Here is a 21,441-nt window from a genome sequence, read left to right as displayed (position 1 = left end):
TCAGGCCTTGCCTTTTCCCACGAGCAGCCTGAAGTCGCGCGCGACGTCGGTTGCGCTGTCGACTTCGAGGAACCCATCGGGCGAAACGGTGGTCTCAAACCAATCGAGCGGCCGCGGCGCAGGGCCCGAAATCACCGTGCCGTCGGGACGAAAGCGGCTGCCGTGGCACGGACAATCGAACTCGGTATCTTTCCACTGCACGGTGCATCCCAGATGCGTGCAGATTGCGGAAATGACGTGAAACGCCTCTTTTTGACGAATCACAAACAGCCGGTGCGGTGAGACAAAGGTGTAGCCGTCGGGATAATCCTCGGGGCGCTTGAGCTTGAAGCGGCTGGGCGGCTCGTAGAGGACGTTGGGAAAGAATGCCCTGCCGGCAGCGCCGATCTGGCCAAGGAAGGCGGCCAGCACCGAGCCTTTGCCGATGAAGCGGAGAATTCTTCGCCGATCACCGTCCATCAGACCGCCGTCTCCTCGAACTGAAAGCGTTCCATCGTAATCGCCGAGGTCGGGCACCTGATCGCGCACAGGCCGCAACGGATGCATTTGGCCTCGTCGTAGAGAAAAACGCTGCGCGTCGGCGCATCCGTCATCACGCCGGCAAGCCGTTCCTGATCGGCGATTTCCCCCGCGGGCGCGAAATGCAGGCAATGCTCCGGGCAGATGTCCACGCATCGATTGCACAGAATGCATGCCGACCCGTTGTAGATCGGATGGATATGGCAGTAGAGGCAGCGCTCGGCCTGCTCGCGCGCGTCGCTGGGGCTCAAGGCAGACTCGACTTCCGTGATTCCGGTGCGGCGCGAAAGAGGAACCAGCGGAACCTCGCGCCGCTTCTGCTCGTAGCGGTCGACCATCGTGTACGTGTCGGTCGGCAGCTCCTCAATGGTGACGTGCATCCGCGGCTGGCCGAGCGGCTTGCCGCGGAGATAGGCGTCGATGCCGCGCGCGGCGACCTTGCCGTGCTGCGCACAGGTGATCAGCAGGGAAGGCGGGAAGGCCGCATCGCCGCCCGCGAATACGCCGGCGATACCGGTCTGGAGCGTGATCGGGTCGATCTTGAGCGTTCCGGCGGGCGTGATGGCGACTCCGTCTTCGGGCTTGATAAACGACAGGTCGGGCGCCTGGCCAATGGCGAGGATCACGCCGTCGGCGTCAACGACACGGCGATCGTTCTCGTCGAATTGCGGGCGGAAGCGGCCCGCATCATCGAACACCTTAACGCATTTAACCAATTCGATTCCGATCGCATGGCCGTCGCGGCTGAGGACTCGCTTGGGGCCCCAACCGGGCAGAAAAGTGACGCCCTCATCGCGCGCGATATCGAGTTCCTCGCGGCCCTGGGCGGATTTCATCGCCGGCATCTCGGGCTCGGACTCAAGGCTGGCGACCGTAACTTCGAGCGCACCGCGGCGCGCCGCCTCGCGCGCCGCATCGAGCGCGACGCGCATCGTGCCGGCCGCCACGCTCTGTTCTTCCTCTTGTGACATGACGAGTCCGGGCAGGAGGGTGCGAACCGCGGTTCGGGCCGCATCGATCGCGACCAGGCCGCCGCCGATCACGACCACCTTGCCGCCGAGCGGAACGCGGAAGCCGCGATGGATATTGAGCAGGTAGTCGATCGCCTTGATCACCCCGTCGGTCTCGACCCCCTCGATCGGGACTGCGCGGCCGCGCGACGCTCCAACGCCGAGAAAGATAGCTTCATAGCCCTGCTCTTTGAGTTCTTGAACACCGAAGCCGGGCCGAAGCGGGGTCGAGTAGCGAAACTCGACACCGAGCGCTTCGATCTCGCCGACCTGGCAGTCGATCACGTCGCGCGGAAGCCGGTAGGCCGGAATTCCGTATCGAAGCATTCCGCCCGCATGCGGCATCGCCTCGAAAACCGTCACGCTGTAGCCCATCACGGCCAGATCGTGAGCGCACGCCAGCCCGGCCGGCCCCGCGCCGACGACTGCGACCTTGCGCCTGGAGGCAGCGGCATCGGGCCGCACGCCGAGAATATCGAGATGACCGGGGGTGACGCTGCCGCCGCCGGAAGGTCCGGCGATCATGTCGCGGATGCCCCTGGCTGAGAGTGCTTCGGGGCCGAATTGCTCGGTGAGAAAACGCTTGAGCGCGCGAATGGTCACGGGCGCGTCGATCTTGCCGCGGCGGCAGGCGTCCTCGCATGGGGCGCCGCAAGCGCGGCCGCATATGGACGCGATCGGATTGGGCGATCGCGCGACGCGATAGGCTTCGGCCAGGCGTCCTTCGGCGACCAGTTGAACGTAGCGGCCCGCATCGGTCTTGACCGGGCACGCATCAAGGCACGGGACATTCTTGCGGAACCACCACAAGTCACGTGGCAGCGCGTCGATCAAATTTCGGTCGGGCATCGCGGGCGCGCTTACTTCTTGCAGAAGCTCCTGACGTAAGCGACGAGGTCATGAATCTCGTCGTCCCCGAAACCGGTGCTCCACGCCTGCATGTCTTTGCTGAGACCTACGGAGCCGCCGCCGTTCTTGATCACGTTGAACAGCGTATCGTCGGAAATCTTGCCCATCGTGCCGCAATCAGTGAAATTGCGAGGGTTGGTGGCAAGGGTAGCCGCGGCAGGACCGTCGCCCTTGCCGGCGGTGCCGTGACACTTCACACAAAACGTATCGTAGCTCTGCTTGGCGGCAGCCATGTCGGCCGCGCGCACCGGCACAAACGCGCATGCGATGATCGCGCACACACCAATGCTCGAAATGAGTCGTTTCACGTTGTCGATGTCCTCCGTATCAATCTTCGCGCGCGGCGCAGGCCGATTCAACGGGCCTTGAGATATTCCACTATCGCTCTGACGTCGCCGGCCGGCAAGTTTCCGAGCGTACGCATATGCATGATGATCTGGTCCCATTCATAGGGAGCCTTCTCGGATCCGGGCCGGGCGTTATGACAGGTGTTGCAGTAAACCGGCCACAGTTGGGCGCCCTCCCGGAACAGGCGTCTGTGCTCGGCAGCGCCGGCATTGTCATCGGCCGAAACGGGGGCGCCCGCCAATCCGATAGCGAGAGTTGCAAGTACGATTGCCGCGAATATTTTTCTCATGACCATGACTCCGCTCAGAATCCGATGGTGAATTGGCTTAGGAAGGCGTGATCGTTGGGAATCGAACCCGCAGGGGTCGCGACGCCGGTTTCGGGTGAAATGAATAGTCCTCCTGCGCGGGGCAATTCGATGTCGAATTCGTTCTGCCAAACGATCGATGGCGCGATCCAATAGTCGAGAGCCAACGCCACTTCGCGAGCGTGCGGCGCGTAGGTGGCCGGCGACCCGCTAATGCCGAAATCGGGAACCAGTCCGACCTGCATGCCGCCCAAGCCGACGCCGGTCGCGCCGGCGATGTCGTCGGTTGAAACGGCGCGCTGGTTAACTCCCGAATAACGCACCAGCGGCTCGAATCGATCGAGATAGCCGTTGAACTTGTCAGAAAGGCCCGGGACCTTGAGACCGCTCAGGAAGTAACCGGCTTGCACGTACCATCCCTGGCGATTGTCGCTGCCCATGCCGTAGGGCATCTGGCGGTACGATTCCAGCCATTCACCGCGGGCCTGCAGGTTGCCGATGAAGTAGTTGAAATCGACGCCCCATGAGTTGAACCAATTTCCATTTTCCCACTTGCCGTTGTAGGTGGACGCTCCGAGTTCGAGCCGGCCCAATTCAGAATCAACCGGGAGCGGATAGATGCGGAAACGCGCGCCGATAGACTTGCCGTTGGTCTGGCTGCTTGCGACCGCGGTTGGACCTCCGACCGCGGCGCCAAGGACGTTCGAGCTGAAGTTGGGTCCGTTTCCGCCCCATACCGTGTAGTCGAAATCCTGGCCGAGCGCGCCGAATTGCATGCCGCCCCGAAGCTGGACTCCAAGCTCCGCCGGCGGAACCACCGCCTCAACTCCAAACGGCAGCGGCGCCGTGACAAACCGGTTCACCCACATCGGGCTCTGGGTCTCGTACCAGTCACCGAACGGTTGGTCGAAAAGCCCGGCCTCGACCGTCATATAGTCGTTAAGGAAAATCTGAAAGTTAGCGGCCGACAGGTCGGTTCCCGTGCCGGTGCTTCCAAAATTCGTGCTGATCACGCCCTGGAACAGGATCCAGTCAGTCGGGCGGTACAGAATCATCGGCTCCCAGTCGAAAAAGAACGAGTTCTGCGATGCATGATGAAGGCCGTCGAGGGAGCCGCTTTGTTGGTCATAGATGAAGTCGCCGCCGGCCGCCCCGGTGACAGTGAACGAGTGCGTTCCGAGGTATCGACTAACGGCATCGCCAAACTGTGGCGACGCGATCGGCTCATCGACCTTGGTCTGCAAAGTCTTGACCTGGGCGTTGGTCTGCTGAAGCTCGAGGGTTGTCTCCTTCAGCTTTTGATCGGTGTTGTGCAACTGCTGCGTGGTGGTCTCGACCCTTGAATCCTTGGTCTCGAGTTGCTGAACCTTGATCTCGAGCGAGCGAATTACTTCCTGGTCACGCTTGCGCTCCTGTCGCATCTGACGCATCTCGCTTTTGATTTCCTTGAGGTCGGCGGCGGCGCTGGCGTCGCTGTCGGCCGCGCGCGCCAAGCCCACCAGCGATAACGCCGCGAGGCCAAATGCGAGCAGAAATATCGAGAAAATTCGTCTAGCTGGCATAATTCCCCCAATCAACGTCGAAAAATTCGGCAACCATCCGTCGCAGAGCAACATCTGTGCCCAGAAGATCAGCTCCGCACGCCGAGCATCACGGAGAATCGAGCGACACATCTGTGCCATAAGGATTTGATAGCCGCAAGTATCGGCGCAATCAATTATCAGACGTTCTTATGTCCTTACGTTCCTCGAAGGAATCAAAGGGCGGCGCTGCTTCGTCTCGATACCGAAATCGCCAGAACCGCCGACTCAATCCGCTAGTGTTGCCAAGGGAAGCAAGCTGTGTGTTCAAAGGATACAACGCCCAGGCTGATGCTCGAATTCAGCCGCATATGAGGCGTCGCATCGCCGGCATCGCTCGGCACGAAGAATGAATTGGAAATCCGGGTTCCGCGTGCAATTGTGAGGACGAGGACGATGAGTATGACTAGCGCCAAGAAGCCATTAGCGATCGGGGCGGAAAAGGCCCCCGGCACGGGCAAGATCAGAAAACTGACGGAAGAACTGGACCGTGAACAATCCCGGCTGGCGATGCCGCTGCTCGAGGCGGCAGTGGCGGGCGCGATTTTGGGCTTCAAGCCGTCAGATCGCGAGATGCGCGCGCAGGCGCGACGCTGTTGGGAAACTCTCAAGCCGCAACTTAATCAGCATCTGTTGAGCCAAGATGAAACAGTGCTGCCGTGGGCGGAAGTTGCGGGCGGGCTTGCGCCCGAGGTCATGGATCGAATCAAGCGGAGCCACGTCGAAATGCGCTCGCTGATAGCCAAGCTTAACGGAGTGTCGTTCGAGAAAGATGCGGACAAAGTTGTCGCGGTCGCGGGCAGAGCTCTATGCGTGCTCGTGGTGAAGCTCGACGATTTGATCGATAGCGAGGAAATGCGCCTGCTGCCGGCGCTCAGAAGGATGTTGTTCGCGTAGCTGCGGACCGGCTGCTGCATATCGATGGACTTCGACTACACACCGGAGCAGGAGCAATTTCGCAGCCGGGTTCGCGCATGGTTGGAGGCGACGGCGTCGGAACTTTTTGGCGATCTTATCAAATCGCCGAATGTAACCGTCGAAAGCCTGCTCTACAGCCGCGACGACCAACTCTGGCAGAAGATCCTCACCTACCATCGGCGGCTCCACGATGCCGGGTACCTCGCGCTTCACTGGCCGAAGGATTGGGGCGGGAGCGAAGCCGGGGTGGTCGAGCAATCGATTTACCAGGACGAAGCTTTGCGCCTGGGGCTGCCGTTATACGGCGCGAACAATTTCGCCGTCGATCGGATTGGTCCGACGATTATGCTGCTGGGCAGCGAGGAGCAAAAACAGCGGTATCTGGCGCCGATGCTCACGGGCGAAGAAATCTGGTGCCAGGGATACTCGGAACCCAACGCCGGTTCCGATCTGGCGGGACTTCAGACGCGGGCGGTGCTCGACGGCGACTCGTTCGTGATCAACGGCCAGAAGGTATGGACCAGCAACGCGCATCGCGCGGACTGGCAGGTGCTGCTGGTGCGCACAGATCCGGCGGCGCCCAAGCACCGAGGGATTTCGTATCTGCTGGTTGACCTGCGCAGTCCGGGAATCTCGATCCGGCCGCTGATGCAAATCACCGGCGAGATGGGATTCAACGAGGTATTTTACGACGGAGTGCGAGTGCCGAGGGAGAACCTGGTCGGCAAGCTGAACGAAGGGTGGCAAGTGTCAATCGCGACGCTGATGTTTCAGCGGGCGTCGGGCGGAGTGCGCCATCCGGTGGAACGCACGATGGGCGAATTGATCGCGCTGGCAAAGACCGTCGCTTTTGACGCCGTGCCCGCGTGCAACAGCCCGTACATCCGCCAGAAGCTGGCGCAATTTGCAGCCGAGGCGCGATGCATCCGGCTGGGGCGCTATCGCGCGATGACCGCACAGCTCAAGGGGCGAGTGCCCGGAGCCGAGAGTTCGATCGGGAAACTCTGCGCGACAGAGCTCAGCCTGCGGCTGGCAATGTTCGCCGACGAGATGCTCGGAGCTTACGCGAATCTCGAGAGCGGGTCGCGTGGAACTGTCGAGGGTGGCAAATGGGCCAGCCGCATACTCGCCGCGCGCGAGTTTACGATCGCCGGCGGCACCAGCGAAATCCAGCGCAACATCATCGGCGAGCGCGTGCTGGGCTTGCCTAAGGGCTGACGCTGCGCCCACCGAATGCGCGCCAACCGACGGCGATCGCCGCCGCCGATATTGCGATCGCCGAAAGGTTTCGGCGCTGGACGGACTAGCGAACGGCGCCGGTGACCAGCAGCCCCGCAATCGCGAGAATCAAAGCCGGCGGCATCACCAACGCACCAAGTTTCAGAAAACTCCAGGCGCTCACATTCTGATTTTCCCGGCGCAGGGCGGACAGCCACAGGATGGTTGCCAGCGATCCGGTAACTGACAGATTCGGTCCGAGGTCCACCCCGATGAGCACTGCGGTGGCGACCTGCCGCGGTACATGCGAAGCAGACACGACGGAGCCTGCCAGCAGGCCGGCCGGCAGGTTGTTGACCAGGTTGCAAATCAGGGCCAGAGTCACGCCCGCTGCCCAAGTCGTCACCATCGCGGAGCGATCTGCCTCCATCTGCAGAACATGAATGAGCGCCTTGAGCACGCCGCTGCGGTCAAGCGCCTCTACCAGCACGAACAGACCGGCCACCAGCGGCAAGATCTCCCAGGGAGCGTCCTTCATCACACCCCACGGTGACTCGCGCTTTAGAAGCAGCACTACCGCAGCAGTCGCGACCGCGGCGCCAAATGTCGGCAGTCCAAGGTCAACGCCGAAGCCGGAGGCAAGCAGCAGCAGGATTCCCGTGCCCACGACGCCGCCAGCGGTCATGCGGCCGCCGCTGGACAGGCCAGGCACGTCGACCTCAGCCGCCATTACCTCCAGCCGCAGCGAATCGCGCTGCGTGAACCGCAGGACAGCATAGGTAACCGCAATCGACAGGATCGATGGCAACGCGAACCGCCCGAGCCATTGCAGCAGCGGCGGCATATGGTTGCGGAATATGATCAGGTTCGCTGGATTTGAGATCGGCAGAACGAAGCTTGCCGCGTTTGCTATAAACGCGCAGATCAACAGGTAGGGCAGCGGGTCCTTCACCTTGGCGGCCTTGGTCGCGGCGAACACGGCCGGCGTGAGGACCACCGCAGTAGCGTCGTTCGACATAAAAACTGTAACCAATGTGCCGACGCCATAAACCAGCGCGAACAGCTTCACCGCGGAGCCGCCCGCCAAGCGCACGGCTCGCCCCGCCAGAAAGTCGAACAAACCCTCTTTTCGCGCCAACTCCGCGAGCAGCATCATGCCGCTCAGAAACAGGTACACGTCGGTCCCCTTAGCGACCGCTTTCATCGCGTCGCTCCACGGCAGCAGACCGAACACGATCAGCATGACCGCGCCGGCCACGGCCCAAGTCGCCTGAGGCAGGTTCCAAGGGCGGACGATCACGCCAAGAGTGCTCAGCGCGGCGATTGCCCAGATAGTGTCATTCGCAATCGTCAACGCTTCGCCATCGACGCCGGCGCGTGAGCACCGGCTTTCCGGTCGAGGGTTTCGGGCATGAAGAGCCACAGGATCGCAAAGGCGGCAGCCGCCACGGAGGCCAGGAACAGAAACCCGGCTCGGTCACTGAAGTGGTGAACAATGGATCCGGCGATCGTTTGACTTAGAGCCGCGCCGATTCCCACGGCCGTCGCGATCGCACCCAGTGTAAGATTAAACCGCCCAGTGCCACGCGTCAGGTCGGCGATCACCAATACGGAAACGACGCCGAAAATGCCGGCACCGATGCCGTCGAGCAGCTGGATGCCGACCAGCAGGTAGAGGTTGTGGGTGAAGGTGTAAAGGACGCCGCGGATCGGCAGCACCCCGAATCCTATGAGCAGTAGGGGCTTTCTGCCCCATGAGCCGGCCGCGCGGCCCGCCCATGCCGCGAGCAGTGTGATCGTGAACTGCGTGGTCACGACACAGGCGGACATGAACATCATCGAGGTGCGACCCTTGCCTTTCGCCAGCATCTCGCCGAGCAGCGGAAGCATAGCTGCGTTGGCGAAGTGAAACATGACTGCGCAGCACAGGAAGATCATCAGCGGGTGATCCTCGATCAGGTCCAGGACACCTGCCGGAGTTCGATCGTCTTCGCCGTCCCTGGCTCCCCTGGCTAATTCGTAGTCGATCTCGCCGGGGCGGATGAGGAACAGCGACAGAATGGTCGGGACTGCGAGAACCGCGACAAAGAAAAAGACGCCGCGGTTCGAAATGAAATATCCGATCAAACCCATCATTACGGCGGCGACTACGTTGCCGGCCGAGTTGAATGCCTGGTTTCGTCCCTGGCGGAGATTGAACAGTCTATGCCCCACGATCCCAAGAGAGATGGCGGCGATGGCAGGCATGAAGAAACTGGACATTGCGCCGATAAGCACTTGCGCTGTCACGACCGGCCAGAACGAAGGAAAGAACGCAATGAAGAGAGCTCCGATAGCCAAAGCGGCCACTCCCGCCGCAATCAGCGCTCTTTTGGACTTGAGCCAGTCCACCAATGCGCCTGCTGGCGTTTGCGATGCGATGCCGGCGACTGAGCCAATCGTGAGCGCAAGGCCCACGCGCTGCTCGTTCCAGCCATAGCCGGCAAGATAGATCGCGAGGAACGGCCCCACGCCGCTTTGCACGTCGGCGAGCAGGAAGTTGAGCCAGTCGAGTCCGCGCAAGCTCCGGGAGGAGGGCCGCCTGCCCAGGTCCGAGTCGCGAGTAACGATAGTCGGCCTATCGTCCGCCTCGGACACTGTGCCGCTCGGCGGTCGTCGCGTCATTCGAGAAGCTCCTCAGGTTTGCCAGAGTTGCGCGCACCGAATGCGCGCCAACCGACGGCGATTGCCGCCGCCGATATTGCGATCGCCCAATCGGCGGGAGCAATCGGGCGGATCATCAGCAGCGTGGCCAGCGGCGGCATCAGCATGAATACCGGCAGACTGACGGCTACGGCAAAGATCACCAGCCAAAATCGCCGCTGCTGCGGCGCGCGAACCCGCCACCATCGACGCGTCCCGGCGTACTCCGCCCAGACGAGAAACAGGCTTCCCACCACCGCGACGACCATCGCGACGCTGCGGGCATAGTTCTCGCCATGGCGGAGCCGCAGTGCGAAGAGCGCAAGCGCCATCACCGTCAGCAGCGCGCCGGATAGAGCCGCACGGTAAGCGGCCGGTCGCTCGACAAGCGGCGATGCGGGCGGACGCGGCGGCCGTCGCATCACGTCATCGGCGGCAGGTTGGCCCTCGAAGGCGAGCGCGGAGACCGGATGCACGATCATCTCGAGCCAGACCAAATTCACCGGCAATAGCAGCAGCGGAAGGCCAAAGAGCGGGGCCAACAGCGTGAGCGACACCAGCATTACCTTGAAACCGACCAGATAAAGGAATGCGCGCTGAATGTTGTCGAGCAGAATGCGGCCTTCGCGAATCGTTGCGACCATCGCGGAGAAATCGTCCTCGAGCAGCACGATGTCCGCAGCCGCGCGTGCGACCTCCGTTCCGCGCCGGCCCATCGCCACGCCAATGTCCGCCCGGCGCAGCGCCGGCGCGTCGTTTATCCCGTCGCCGGTCATCGCGACGACTTCGCCCGCCCGCCTCAGGGCCTCGACGATCGCATATTTTTGTTCGGGGCGGATGCGCGCGAAGATGCTGCAGCGGCGAACCAGCGCTTCGAAGGCCGGCTGGTCAACGCTGTCGAGTTGCGCGCCGGTGACGATGCCGTCGTCGTTGTGCGCGATTCCGGCGGCGTCGGCGATCGCGTGCGCGGTGAGCGCATGGTCGCCGGTGATCAGCTTGAGTTCCACCCCAGCGCCCTGGCATTGCGCCACCGCGTCCGGAACCGCAGCTCTGAGAGGATCGCGAAACCCGAGCAGGCCGAACAGACGAAACCCGCGCTCGTCCGATGCGCGCACCCCGGTGAATCCGCCCGGCCCCGCATCGCGGCCGGCGACGGCGAGCACGCGCATTCCGCGCCCCGCCATCTCGGCATTGGCACTCTCGGCGCGAGCGAAATCCGCCTGCGCCAGATCGCAATGCTCGATTATCCCCTCGAGCGCGCCCTTCGCTACGATTCGCTGTGGGCTGCCGGCGCCTTCGCGGCTGCTCCAGACGTGCGACATGTGTTTGCCGACCGGGTCGAACGGGTAGTCGTGCACCAGACGCCATCGCGAGTGAAGCGCATCGACGTTGATCCCGTCCTCCGTGCAATGGGCTAGAATCTTTCTCTCCATCGTGTCGGCGGCTTGAGGCTCGCATGCGAGCGCGGCCGCCTCGAGCAGCGCTTCCTCCGACATCTCCGGCCCCAGCGGGAGATGCTCCTCAAGCACGAACTCGCCAGCCGTCAGAGTGCCGGTCTTGTCGAGACAGATGACGGTAGTTGAGCCGAGCGTCTCGACGCTGGCCAAGCGACGCACCAGGACTCCGTGCTGGCTCAGGCGATACGCTCCGATGCTCAGGAACATCGTCAGCACCAGCAGGAACTCTTCGCCAACGGCCGACATCGCGAGACTGACCGCATACAGAAAGGCTTTGCCCGCCGGCGCACCGCCGAGCATGCGCAAGACAAACAGCAGGGCCGAAACGGTAATCGCCACGCCGACCATCCAGCGCACCATCCGCCCGGTCTTGCGCTCAAGCGGCGTCGGACGCGGGCCGACCTCGGCGACCAGTCGCGCCAGATCGCCATAGCGGGTGCGCTCCCCGGTGGCAGTTACCTCGGCAAACCCGTGGCCTTCGAGCACGCGTGAACCCGCATACACGCGGCTGGCCTCGGGTGCATCGGCGATGGCTCCAGATATTTCGCATGGCTGCTTCGAAACGGGCTCTGATTCGCCAGTGAGCTGCGATTCGTCGAGCGCGAGATTGGAACCCGAACGCACAAGCGCATCGGCGTGAACGATGTCGCCCTCTTTCAGCAGCAGCAGATCACCGGGGACAAGGTCCGCAGTCGGAATCTCGGTCTGGACACCATTGCGAACCACTCGGGCACGCGGCGCGACGACGCCCGCAAGCTTCTTGAGCGCGGTGCGCGATCGCGCCTCAAGGATTACATCGACGGCAAGGACCGGAACGATCGCTGCGAACAGGACGTAAGCGTCGGTCCGCTCGCCCAGCGCGTAGTAAACCGCGCCGGCCGCGGCCAGCATTACTGCCATCGGGTCCGCAACGGTCCTGATCAATGCCAGGATTGCAGCGCCGCGCGATGCGCGCACCAAGCGGTTCGGCCCGTACTTCCTCAGGCGCCGCGCCGCCTCGTCGTGACTCAGGCCGCTGAGCGGGTCAGTGGCCGCGGCTCGCAGTTTTATCGCCCCTTTCAATGCAACCTGACCGTCCTTTCGAGCTCTCTTGGTATTGCAATCGGCCTGCCAACGAATTTAGCTGCGCAACGGCAGGCAGATGGCGCGATCGGACACACGTCAGCGCCGCGACGCTGACGGGGACAATCTCCAACGCGCTGCGCGCCCGGCTTTTGATGAAAAACTTTCGCCAGGTTGCCAATCTCCCGTGGCACGACAATCGCTAGTCATCAATCAATTGTATGTGTATTCCTATTCGCCAGCAGCGCAAATAAATGCCGCGTCATAGCGGCCGAGGCCGGAGCGTCATAGTCGTGCTGATCCAGGAACTGAGCAGGCAGGAGAGTCTGGACCTGCTGGCCCGTGCGCATCTGGGGAGACTGGCGTGCGCCCACAAATCGCAGCCCTACGTCGTGCCGTTCTATTTCGCCTACGACAATGAATATCTATACAGCTTCTCCACCGTCGGGCAAAAGATCGAGTGGATGCGCGCCAACCCGAAGGTCTGCGTCGAAGCAGACGAGGTGGTAAGTCCGCAGCAGTGGATGAGCGTCATCGTCTTCGGTCGCTACGAGGAACTGCCAAATATCCCCGAATGGCGCGGCGCTCGCGAACTCGCGCGCAAAAAACTGCTGGAACGCAACGCCATCTGGTGGGAGCCCGGGTACGCGAAAACGATACTGCACGATAGAGAACGCCCGCTGGCGGCGTTCTTCTACCGCATTCACGTCGAGCAGATCACCGGCCACCGCGCCACCCCTGAGCCTGCGACGCCGCATCGCGCAAGGCCGTCGATGACCGGCCCGATCGGCGGCGAATGGCTGCAAAAGATTCTGCGGCCGGTCCGCAAGCATCCTTAGGCGATCGTCCTGCGCCCTGGCGCGATGCGACCACATTGTCTCAACGGCGCCGCGGCGAGGCTGGGCCTGAGGCTGATCGCGGATGCCTGACGGGTTACTTCGCGCGCGGCTCGATTCGGCGCCGGTCAAGTCATGCCTGGCCGAGATGCCATATCTCGCGAGCGTATTCCGCAACTGCCCGGTCGCTCGAAAACGCGCCAATCCGCGCGAGATTGAGTATAGCCTTTCGCGTCCAGAGCTGGGGATGTTGATACTCAGTCGATACCTGCGACTGGATATCGATATATGCGCCGAAGTCGGCCATCAGGAAATAGTCATCGCGGTTGACCAGCGCGTCGCGAACCCACCTGAACAGTCCCTCCTCGCCGGGACAAAAGCGATCGGACGCCAACTCATCGAGCACCCGCTTGAGTCGCGGGTCAGCCTCGTAGTAGGCGCGCGGCCGATAGCCACCGTTCGACGCGAGTTCCTCGATCTGGCCGGAGGTCAGGCCAAAAATGAATATATTTTCCGCGCCGACGGCTTCGCGAATCTCGATATTGGCGCCATCGAGCGTCCCCACCGTCAGCGCACCATTCATCGCGAACTTCATGTTGCCGGTGCCGGATGCTTCGCGGCCGGCAGTGGAAATCTGTTCGGAAACGTCGGCGGCGGGGATGATTTTTTCCGCGAGCGAGACCCGGTAGTCCGGCAGGAAGGCAACCTTGATCAATTCGCGCGTCTTCGGATCGTTGTTGATCACTTGACTGAGGCTGTTGATCAACTTGATGATCATTTTCGCCGCCCAATAGCCGGGCGCCGCCTTGCCGGCGAGCAGGTAGGTGCGCGGCACCGGCGGTTCGACGCCGTCATCGACCAGCCGCAGGTACTGATGCACGATTCCCAGCGCCATCAGGAGTTGGCGTTTGTATTCGTGGATACGTTTGGCCTGTATGTCGAACATCGCGGCAGGATCGATGTCCACCTCGGCAAGCCGATTCACAATTCTGGCCAATCGCTCCTTGTTGGCGCGCTTGATTGCCCCGAAGCGGTGCTGAAACTCGGCGTCGTCGGCGAATTTCTCGACCGCGCTCAACTGCGCGAGGTCGGTCGCCCATCCCGCACCGATCGTCGCGTCGAGCAGGCTTGCAAGACCCGGATTCGCCATCGACAGCCATCGCCGTTGCGTGACGCCGTTGGTCTTGTTGCTGAACCGCTCGGGCCAGAGTTGATAAAAATCGGGCACCAGGCGGGTCTTGACCAGTTCGGTGTGCAACTTTGACACGCCGTTGACCGAATGGCTGCCGACGATCGCCAGATGCGCCATGCGGACATGTTTTTCGTAGCCATCCTGGACGATCGAAACGCGCTTGAGGCGTTCGGGATCGTCGCGCCAAACCAACTCCGCGCCCGCCAGGAAGCGCCGATTGATCTCGTAAATGATCTGCAGATGGCGCGGCACGACTCGTTCAAGCAGGCTCACCGGCCATCGCTCCAGCGCTTCAGGCAGAAGAGTGTGATTAGTATATGCGACCGTGTCGCGCGTAATCTCCCACGCCACCGCCCACTCGAGATTGTAGTCGTCGATGAAAACGCGCATCAACTCCGCAATAGTCAATGCGGGATGAGTGTCATTGAGCTGAATAGCCACTTGCGACGGGAAAGCACTGAAGTCTTCACCACGAGCGACGAATACCCGCACTATATCGTGCACCGCGCAGGCCACAAAGAAGTATTCCTGCAATAGCCTGAGCTCGCGGCCCGCAGCCACCGCGTCGGACGGGTACAGCACCTTCGAGATGGTCTCGGAAAGCATCTTCTGCTCGACGGCTTTCATGTAATCGCCGGCGTTGAAGATCTGCATGTCGAATTCATCGGACGCGCCGGCTGAATACAGGCGGACAAAGTTCACCGTGCGCCCGCCGAATCCCGCGATCGGCAGATCGGACGGCACCCCGACCAACTCGCGCCGATCCACCCAGGCCGGATTGTATTCGCCGTTGCGATCGATGCGGTGCTCGATTCGCCCGTAAACCGGAATCCGGCATGACTGCTCCGGGCGCGCCACCAGCCACGGCGAGGTTTCGCGCTGCCATGCGTCGGGTCGCTCGACCTGGTAACCGCCGCGAATTTCCTGGCGGAACAGCCCGTACTCGTAGTTGATGCCATACGCGTAGCCGGGCAGATCGAGCGTCGCCAACGAATCGAGAAAACATGCAGCCAGCCGGCCCAGGCCGCCGTTGCCCAGCGCCGCGTCGGGCTCCTCATCGAACAGGACCTGCAGGTCGATTCCGTTTTCGGCCAGAAAATCGCGGCAGGTGTCGATGATGCCGAGGTTGTAGAGATTGTTTTCCAGCGAGCGGCCGATCAGAAATTCGAGCGACAGATAGTAGAGCTTCTTGGAATTGTTGCGATCGAAACGCAAGCGCGTCGCCAGCATTTTTTCGACCAGCATGTCGCGAACCACCAGCGCCGTCGCGCGATACCAGTCATGCTTGGACAACTCGCCCCGCCGCTTGGCCAGCGAGAAACGGATGTGATGATCGACCAGCTTGTTGAACAGGTTGCGATTAACTTCAGAAAGAGGAGGAACAGCCATTCTTGCGTCGGTCCTTCGAGGATTCTCGGAGCAGCCTCCTTACCAATCAGGTTTGCAGACTTGTCGCCAACCGGATGATGCAGCCCCAATCAGCAACCAAGCTACATAATGCCGATTCGCGGCGCGGTTCTCCAGAAGGTCATCGACAATGAAGCGAACCGGCGCTCGACGCTTGCGGCTACGCGGTCACACGATCGAGGAATGCGCGCACAGCGGCGTTGAACGCGGCGGGCCGATCGATATTGGCGGCGTGACCCGCTTGCTCGAGGATCACTTTTTCCGCGCCGGGAATCTTTGCTGACATGTAATCGGCCGACGGCCGGAACTGCTTGTCGTTTTCGCCGACCAGCACCAGCGTCGGCAGCGTGATTGCCGGGAGCGATTCGATCACGCGGGCGTCCTTCTGCGCCAGCATCCCGCGCGCCGCATGCGCCAGCCCTTGCGCGCTGCGATGGCGGGCAACGCTCACTTCGGCGCTGGCGCCGGCGGCGGCGAGTCCTTTTTTCTCGTACGCCACCGCCATGCTTTCCGCGAGCCGGTTCCATCCCTCGCGCCCGTCGTCTTTCTTGTAGCCTGGCCCGGTGTCGAACAGCATCAGCGCTGTCGTGCGCGCGGGACGGGCCAGATGAAACGCCAGCGACATGAAGCCGCCCAGCGACAAGCCGGCGATGACGGCGCGACTCGCGCCGCAAGCGTCGAGCACCGCGGCCATATCGGCGATGGTGGCTTCGTGCGAATAGAGCGCCGGATCGTCGGGCGAATCGGAGCGGTCGTGGCCGCGCATATCCCAGGCGATCAGGTGGTAGCGGTCCGACAGCGCATCCATCTGGCCCTGCCACATGCGCGCGCTGGCGCTGTAGCCGTGCGAGAGCAGAACGGCGGGCCCGGCGCCGCGTTGTTCGTAGTAGATGCGCACGCCATCGCGATCGAGATAAGCCATAGTCAGTTCATCCTCGTGGTGTGGCGATAGCGGGAGCATCGCGGTGGATGCCCCCGCCTTTTTTTCAACCGATGAAAAATCGCGAGACGAGTTCCTAGCGGCTGCCGCGCTGCATCGCAGCCAGCGCTTCGGCCATCTCGGCGAGGCCCTTCTTTACCGACGGGCGGGACTGGACGCGGGTCCACCATGCCGCGAGTTTCGGATGTCCGTCCAGCGGTATGACGCCGAAGACAGGCATCAGGTTGGTCACGAAAAACATCGTGGGCGCGAGCGCACAATCGGCGAGCGTGAAGTCGGCGCCGCAGGCGAAGCCGCCCTCGGCGAGCATCTTTTCGAGCTGGTCGAGGCGGTTCTTGAAGTCGGTCACCTTCTCGCCGACGAGCTTTTCGTCGCGAGTTTTCGGATTCATCTGGTCAAACAGCGCGCGCAGGGGAGGTTCGAGGTAGAGGTCGTGGAATCGGGTCAGGATTCGCACTTTGGCGCGGCCCTCGGGGCTCTTGGGAAGCAGCGGCGGAGTCGGGTACTTGTCCTCGAGATACTCGTTGATAACCTCGGACTCGGGGATGAGCAGGCCGTCGGCGTCGAGCGCCGGGGTTTTACCGAGCGGATTGACCTTCGCGTATTCCGCGGAGTGGAGATCGCCGCCGGGGATCGGCGCCATCTCGATCTTGAGTCCCTTTTCGTAGATGACGAGCCGGCACTTGGTGGCGAAGTTGGAGAGATTCATGTTGTAGAGCTTCATCGTCGTCGATTCCTCGCGGGCTTGAATTTCAAACTCGCTTATCGCAGACGACCGCGCGCCGCGCAAGCCGCGGCGGCCATGCCCCAGACTGCGACACCCAAGTGACGATTCCGCAACTTTCGGCTCCCCGTCCCGAGCGCTTCTTCAAGCTTGCCCGAAGTCCGGCGGATGGCCCAGTGGTTGCTTAGCCAGTTGCGCAGTTCTAAAAGGGGGAAACCATGAAGACAGCAATAAGGAAGATGAGCGCTGGTTGTAAGTCTCTAATCGCTCAGCGGCGCCCCGGAAGCGAACGACGGGCGACGGCGCTACTGGCTGCGTTTATCGCCGCCGCTGCGCTTGGTACAACACCCTGCAGTCCGGGTTTCACAGCCGAGGCGCAGGCAGCGCCGCCGCCCGCGACGGTGGTCGACAACACGCGGGTCTCCGATCCCATTACCGGCTTTGCCATTAACGACGATTTCACGCGAGTGTTGTTCACCAACAAACCCGCCCCGGTAACCAACATCGGAAGGACGGACAAAGTCTACCAGGGCAAACTCGTTCAGGCTCGCGCATTCATGAGCGCAACCAAACTCTACCAGCCGGCACTGCCGGCGATAGACGACGCGCATTTTGTGGGCAGCGATGATCCCGGTTCCAGCACTTACGATCTGGTGGCAATGCGCTGCAAACCCTCGGACCCCAGCCAGGTGCAGCCGAGAATGGCCAGCTGGCCGAATGTATTCGCGATGGCAACTTCGGATCTGGCGGACTTGATGGGATACACGCCCGCCGACTGCCCCACGCCCGATCTCGACTCAACCTATCCGGTTGACCAACGGGTGTACTGTGCTTCTCAGGGTTTTTCCGACCAGGAAAACACACAGGTCCCATTGGTGTTGCAAAACGCTGTCGATACCGGCGCCACCATCTTTCAATTTACCGGCACTCCCTTCCTGCCCACTACCAGCACCACGGGGGCCAACGTTCTCTATGATCTGTACGGGATCGGGCCAGCCTTTTCCGGCCTGGGCTACTCAGTCGAAGACAGTTACCTCGTAAGCAAAGGAGGAAACGTTCCCCTCACCGCCGCCCAAGCGCTCGAACAGTCCGTGGTCACCGAATATATGGTGATGAACGTGCCGCTAAAAGATGCCAACTGCCGATGTGTCCGAGTGACCCCCTACCCTAACCGGGATATTAGTCTGCTACATTGGGACCGCCTATGGACCAAGGGCAAGCTTGATCCGACCGATGGCCACTGCGTCGTGCGCGCACGCCTGCCCTGAACCAGGTACATGCCCGACGGATGGTGAGATGCGCCTTCACCATCCGTCCCGCCCTACGGCTCGCTGATCGAAATTGCGGCTCCGCTGAAAGAGCAGCGGGCAAAAAACCATCTTGCGGCGGGAGGGCGTCCAGCGTATGTCAAAGTGTCGATTGGAGATTCAAAACGGATGAAGAACACCGAGCAGGCGAACGAGCGGCTCGAACGCTGTGGGTTTACTGCTGAACTTGTTTTCGGATTGGCCGCTCTCTGCGCATTCACGCTGGGCCCGGCAGCGATCGCGTCGGCCAAGACGGCGTCATACCAGGAACCATTTGCTATTACTCGAAGCGGAGTGGTGCTTGGCGCAACGGTTGATGGCGTCGACGAATTTCTCGGCATCCCGTACGCCAAGCCTCCCGCGGGGTCTCTGCGCTGGCTGCCGCCCAAGGCTTTCGGGAAATTTACGGGAGGAACTTTCGACGCGACTCAATTCGGTAGTGAGTGCACGCAGCCTGGACCGACCGGCAGCGAGGACTGCCTGTTCCTGAATGTTTACACGCCGGCCGGCTCCGAACCCCGCAACGCGGTGGAACAAGCCGGCGGCGAGACGGCCGCCGTAAGCAAGAAATCAAGCGCACTGCCCGTGATGGTTTGGATTCATGGGGGAGGACTTACGACCGGCGGCGGCGACCTTTACGACCCGACGCCGCTCGTGAACCAAGCAGTGATCGTGGTCACGATCAACTACCGCCTGGGTGTGTTGGGATTCCTTGCCCAGTCCGGGCTGGACGCCGAACACCATGAAAGTGGCAACTATGGGTTGATGGATCAGCAATTCGCGCTCAAGTGGGTTCGGGAGAACATCAAGGCCTTTGGCGGCGACCCGAAAGCAGTAACCATATTCGGCGAGTCGGCGGGCGGGCAGAGCATTTATTGCAATCTTGCGTCTCCGACCGCGAAACATCTCTTCCGCGGCGCGATAGCTGAGAGCGGATCGTATACAGAATTCCAGGACTACTTTACTGCTATCATGCCGATAAAGACTGCAGAGACAACCAATGGCTTTGCTCCGTCAGGCGACTCCGTCGCGATAAGTGTCGGATGCTCCAGCCAGACGGCTGCTTGCCTGCGGGCAGTGCCGGCCGCCACGTTGGTCGCAGCAGAGGCAGGCGTATTGTATCCCTTCGTGGATGGAAAAGTGCTTGCTCAGACGCCGACGGCGGCGTTCACCAGCGGCAAGTTCAATAAAGTGCCGGTGATTGCGGGCACCAATCATGATGAATACAGGTACTTCGTCGCTGGTGAGTACGACTTAGCGGGGAATCCTATACTGACCTACAGCGAATACGCGGCTGCGGTCGCTGCGCTGTGGACAACGGAATTGGAATCGTACGTATTGGGACTCTATCCCTATGCCAGTTACCCTAGCGGCGATCTGGCATTGGCCGCCTCGGGTACCGATGGAGTCTTCAGCTGTCCAGCGCGCAATGCGGATCGGCTATTGTCGAAATTCGTGACGACCTATGCATACGAGTTCAATGACGAGCACGCGCCTCCGGGTACTGTAGCGGGGGTAACCTTTCCGCTGGGTGCCTTTCACGCTGCTGAGATTCAATACCTAATGCTTGTAACAGGGGCGGTTTTCCCGTTTACGACCGACCAGCAGGCGCTCTCCGACGCGATGATCGGCTACTGGACCCAGTTCGCGAAGACACTAAACCCAAACTCGGGTGGTGAGCCAACGTGGCCGAATTACAGCGCGGCAACCGATGAGTTCCAATCGTTGGTCCCGCCGACGCCGATGGTCGAGTCAGATTTTAACGCCTTTCACCAGTGTGATTCGTTCTGGAACGGTTTCTGAGCCAACCTAACCCCTAAGCCCTTCGACCATGCTCAGGGTAACCTCCGGCGAAGGGGCCTGTTACAACAGCTAGCGGCCGCCTTCTTCCTGCTTGATTACGAAGATCAGCGACTCGGCGAAATCGTCGGGATGCTCCAGTTGAGGGTAGGCGCCGGAGGTCTTGAAGACTACCGTGGCCGAACCGGGCATCGCGGCGTGCAGCGCCTCGCCTTCGGCGGCTGAGAAGAACGGATTTTTCGCGCCCCAGATTATGATCGTGAGCGTGTTGAAGACCTGGCCTAGTTTGGAGCGGATGTGCGCCTCGTCGCGGGGCACGGAATTGATCATGTCGGTCTCGGCCTGAAGGTCGCTGCTGAGTTCAACCATCATGCGCTGGTAAATGAATTCGGGCATCGGGGGCAAATCGAAGAAGCTCGCCTCGACCTGCGCGCGGATCGCCTCGACCGTCGTCGGCAGCATCCCCTTGCGAAGCTTTTCGGCGCCGCGCGCACCCACCAGGCCGCCCGACACCAGGACCATCCGTTCGACTTTGTCCGGGTGCTCGACGGCGTAGTAGAGCGCGACGTCGGCGCCGAGATCGTTGCCGACCAGGTTGACGTGATCGAGCTTCATCTCGTCGATCATCTGCGCGACCGCCCCGGCCTGGTACGCGATCGAATAATTGACCTGCTTGTGATCGGATGAGGCGAAGCCGGGCAGGTTGGGCGCGATCACTTTGTAGTGCGCGTCGGCAACCGGCGGCATGATCCCGCGCCACACGAGCGCGGCGTTCGGACCGAGCCCGTGAATCATCACGACCGGCTCCATTTCCGAATAGCCGCCGGTGATGAGGTAAGTGATGAGGCCGTCCTTGAGCGCAAGATCGTTCTGCGTCACCCCAGACCATCCCAGGCGCGAGATCTGAATCCAGCGCAGGACATCGATGGGCCGCAGGTACATCGCAGCCGCGAAAATTCCGAGAGAAATGGCGGCGAGCGGGCCCGCGATATTGATCCAGGTATGGCGGCGGACTTGCGGAGTGAGATTCTCGGCGCGAATGTCGGCTTCGGTCGGCGTGCGGGCTGGTTGCGATTTGATTGGCTCAGCCACTGCGTTCGATCGGTCGGCGCTATTTCTTCGGCGGCGGCACTATCGCCCCCGCCGCGGGCGGCGCGGCCGCTGGCGCCACGGCCGATGACGTGACGCCGTCGGAGGTCGCGGATGCGGCGGCGGACGCGCCGGG

The 21,441-nt window shown here is 61.9% G+C and carries 17 protein-coding genes; 5 read left to right on the top strand and 12 right to left on the bottom strand.

The genetic code is table 11. The features are described from left to right. Genes VIO10_RS04190 through VIO10_RS04170 form a run of 5 tightly spaced genes read right to left on the bottom strand, consistent with a single transcriptional unit; the run spans position 1 to position 4,655 of the window. Positions 1-459 carry a ubiquinol-cytochrome c reductase iron-sulfur subunit gene (locus VIO10_RS04190; protein WP_331959816.1) on the bottom strand — a complete coding sequence of 153 codons (459 nt, stop codon included), beginning with the start codon at positions 457-459 and terminating at the stop codon, positions 1-3. Then, a complete protein-coding gene (locus VIO10_RS04185; protein WP_331959813.1) occupies positions 459-2,378 on the bottom strand; it encodes an FAD-dependent oxidoreductase in 1,920 nt (639 codons plus the stop codon). Before VIO10_RS04185 ends, VIO10_RS04190 begins: the two co-directional genes overlap by 1 nt. An 11-nt stretch (positions 2,379-2,389) precedes the next feature. Further along, positions 2,390-2,746, bottom strand: coding sequence for a cytochrome c (locus VIO10_RS04180; RefSeq protein WP_331959810.1), 357 nt, complete (start codon positions 2,744-2,746; stop codon positions 2,390-2,392). A gap of 47 nt (positions 2,747-2,793) precedes the next feature. Continuing rightward, entirely contained in the window at positions 2,794-3,075 is a 282-nt protein-coding gene (locus VIO10_RS04175) for a hypothetical protein (RefSeq protein WP_331959807.1), read from the bottom strand. Positions 3,076-3,089: 14 nt separating this feature from the next. After that, a complete protein-coding gene (locus VIO10_RS04170; RefSeq protein ID WP_331959804.1) occupies positions 3,090-4,655 on the bottom strand; it encodes a hypothetical protein in 1,566 nt (521 codons plus the stop codon). A gap of 414 nt (positions 4,656-5,069) precedes the next feature. Here VIO10_RS04170 and VIO10_RS04165 point away from each other — a divergent pair, with 414 nt between their 5' ends. Continuing rightward, positions 5,070-5,570 (top strand): hypothetical protein, encoded by a 501-nt coding sequence (locus VIO10_RS04165; RefSeq protein ID WP_331959801.1) that lies wholly within the window; start codon positions 5,070-5,072, stop codon positions 5,568-5,570. Positions 5,571-5,594: 24 nt separating this feature from the next. After that, positions 5,595-6,809 (top strand): acyl-CoA dehydrogenase family protein, encoded by a 1,215-nt coding sequence (locus VIO10_RS04160; protein ID WP_331959798.1) that lies wholly within the window; start codon positions 5,595-5,597, stop codon positions 6,807-6,809. Positions 6,810-6,894: 85 nt separating this feature from the next. On the opposite strand, the gene VIO10_RS04155 is transcribed toward VIO10_RS04160, so the two are convergent. Genes VIO10_RS04155 through VIO10_RS04145 form a run of 3 tightly spaced genes read right to left on the bottom strand, consistent with a single transcriptional unit; the run spans position 6,895 to position 12,010 of the window. Further along, positions 6,895-8,163 carry an arsenic transporter gene (locus VIO10_RS04155; protein ID WP_331959795.1) on the bottom strand — a complete coding sequence of 423 codons (1,269 nt, stop codon included), beginning with the start codon at positions 8,161-8,163 and terminating at the stop codon, positions 6,895-6,897. Then, a complete protein-coding gene (locus VIO10_RS04150) occupies positions 8,160-9,446 on the bottom strand; it encodes an MFS transporter (protein WP_349259222.1) in 1,287 nt (428 codons plus the stop codon). Before VIO10_RS04150 ends, VIO10_RS04155 begins: the two co-directional genes overlap by 4 nt. A 23-nt stretch (positions 9,447-9,469) precedes the next feature. Next, positions 9,470-12,010 carry a cation-transporting P-type ATPase gene (locus tag VIO10_RS04145; protein WP_331959789.1) on the bottom strand — a complete coding sequence of 847 codons (2,541 nt, stop codon included), beginning with the start codon at positions 12,008-12,010 and terminating at the stop codon, positions 9,470-9,472. Between the two features lie 293 nt (positions 12,011-12,303). On the opposite strand from VIO10_RS04145, the gene VIO10_RS04140 reads away from it, so the two are divergent. Further along, entirely contained in the window at positions 12,304-12,849 is a 546-nt protein-coding gene (locus tag VIO10_RS04140) for a pyridoxamine 5'-phosphate oxidase family protein (RefSeq protein ID WP_331959786.1), read from the top strand. Positions 12,850-12,979: 130 nt separating this feature from the next. Here VIO10_RS04140 and VIO10_RS04135 read toward each other — a convergent pair whose 3' ends face one another. The 3 genes from VIO10_RS04135 to VIO10_RS04125 form a co-directional block, all read right to left on the bottom strand. After that, complete coding sequence (locus VIO10_RS04135) at positions 12,980-15,427, bottom strand: glycogen/starch/alpha-glucan phosphorylase (RefSeq protein ID WP_331959783.1); 2,448 nt, start codon at positions 15,425-15,427, stop codon at positions 12,980-12,982. 178 nt (positions 15,428-15,605) lie between these two features. Beyond that, positions 15,606-16,367, bottom strand: coding sequence for an alpha/beta fold hydrolase (locus VIO10_RS04130; RefSeq protein ID WP_331959780.1), 762 nt, complete (start codon positions 16,365-16,367; stop codon positions 15,606-15,608). 94 nt (positions 16,368-16,461) lie between these two features. Beyond that, a complete protein-coding gene (locus tag VIO10_RS04125; RefSeq protein WP_331959777.1) occupies positions 16,462-17,109 on the bottom strand; it encodes a glutathione S-transferase family protein in 648 nt (215 codons plus the stop codon). Positions 17,110-17,327: 218 nt separating this feature from the next. Here VIO10_RS04125 and VIO10_RS04120 point away from each other — a divergent pair, with 218 nt between their 5' ends. Together VIO10_RS04120 and VIO10_RS04115 are read left to right on the top strand one after the other, a co-directional pair. Beyond that, positions 17,328-18,377, top strand: a complete 1,050-nt coding sequence (locus tag VIO10_RS04120; protein ID WP_331959774.1) for a hypothetical protein — start codon at positions 17,328-17,330, stop codon at positions 18,375-18,377. Positions 18,378-18,545: 168 nt separating this feature from the next. Then, positions 18,546-20,219, top strand: coding sequence for a carboxylesterase/lipase family protein (locus tag VIO10_RS04115; RefSeq protein WP_331959771.1), 1,674 nt, complete (start codon positions 18,546-18,548; stop codon positions 20,217-20,219). A 69-nt stretch (positions 20,220-20,288) separates the two neighbouring features. Here the strand turns inward: VIO10_RS04115 and VIO10_RS04110 are convergent, their stop codons facing one another. Next, on the bottom strand, positions 20,289-21,308 hold the full coding sequence (locus VIO10_RS04110; RefSeq protein ID WP_331959768.1) for an alpha/beta hydrolase: 1,020 nt from the start codon (positions 21,306-21,308) through the stop codon (positions 20,289-20,291). Between the last annotated feature and the right edge of the window lie 133 nt (positions 21,309-21,441).

Origin of the sequence: Candidatus Binatus sp. (genome assembly GCF_036567905.1) — a bacterium.
Lineage (GTDB): Bacteria > Desulfobacterota > Binatia > Binatales > Binataceae > Binatus.
Note: the sequence above shows the minus strand (reverse complement) of the source record. Positions and strands in the feature narration are given on the sequence as shown.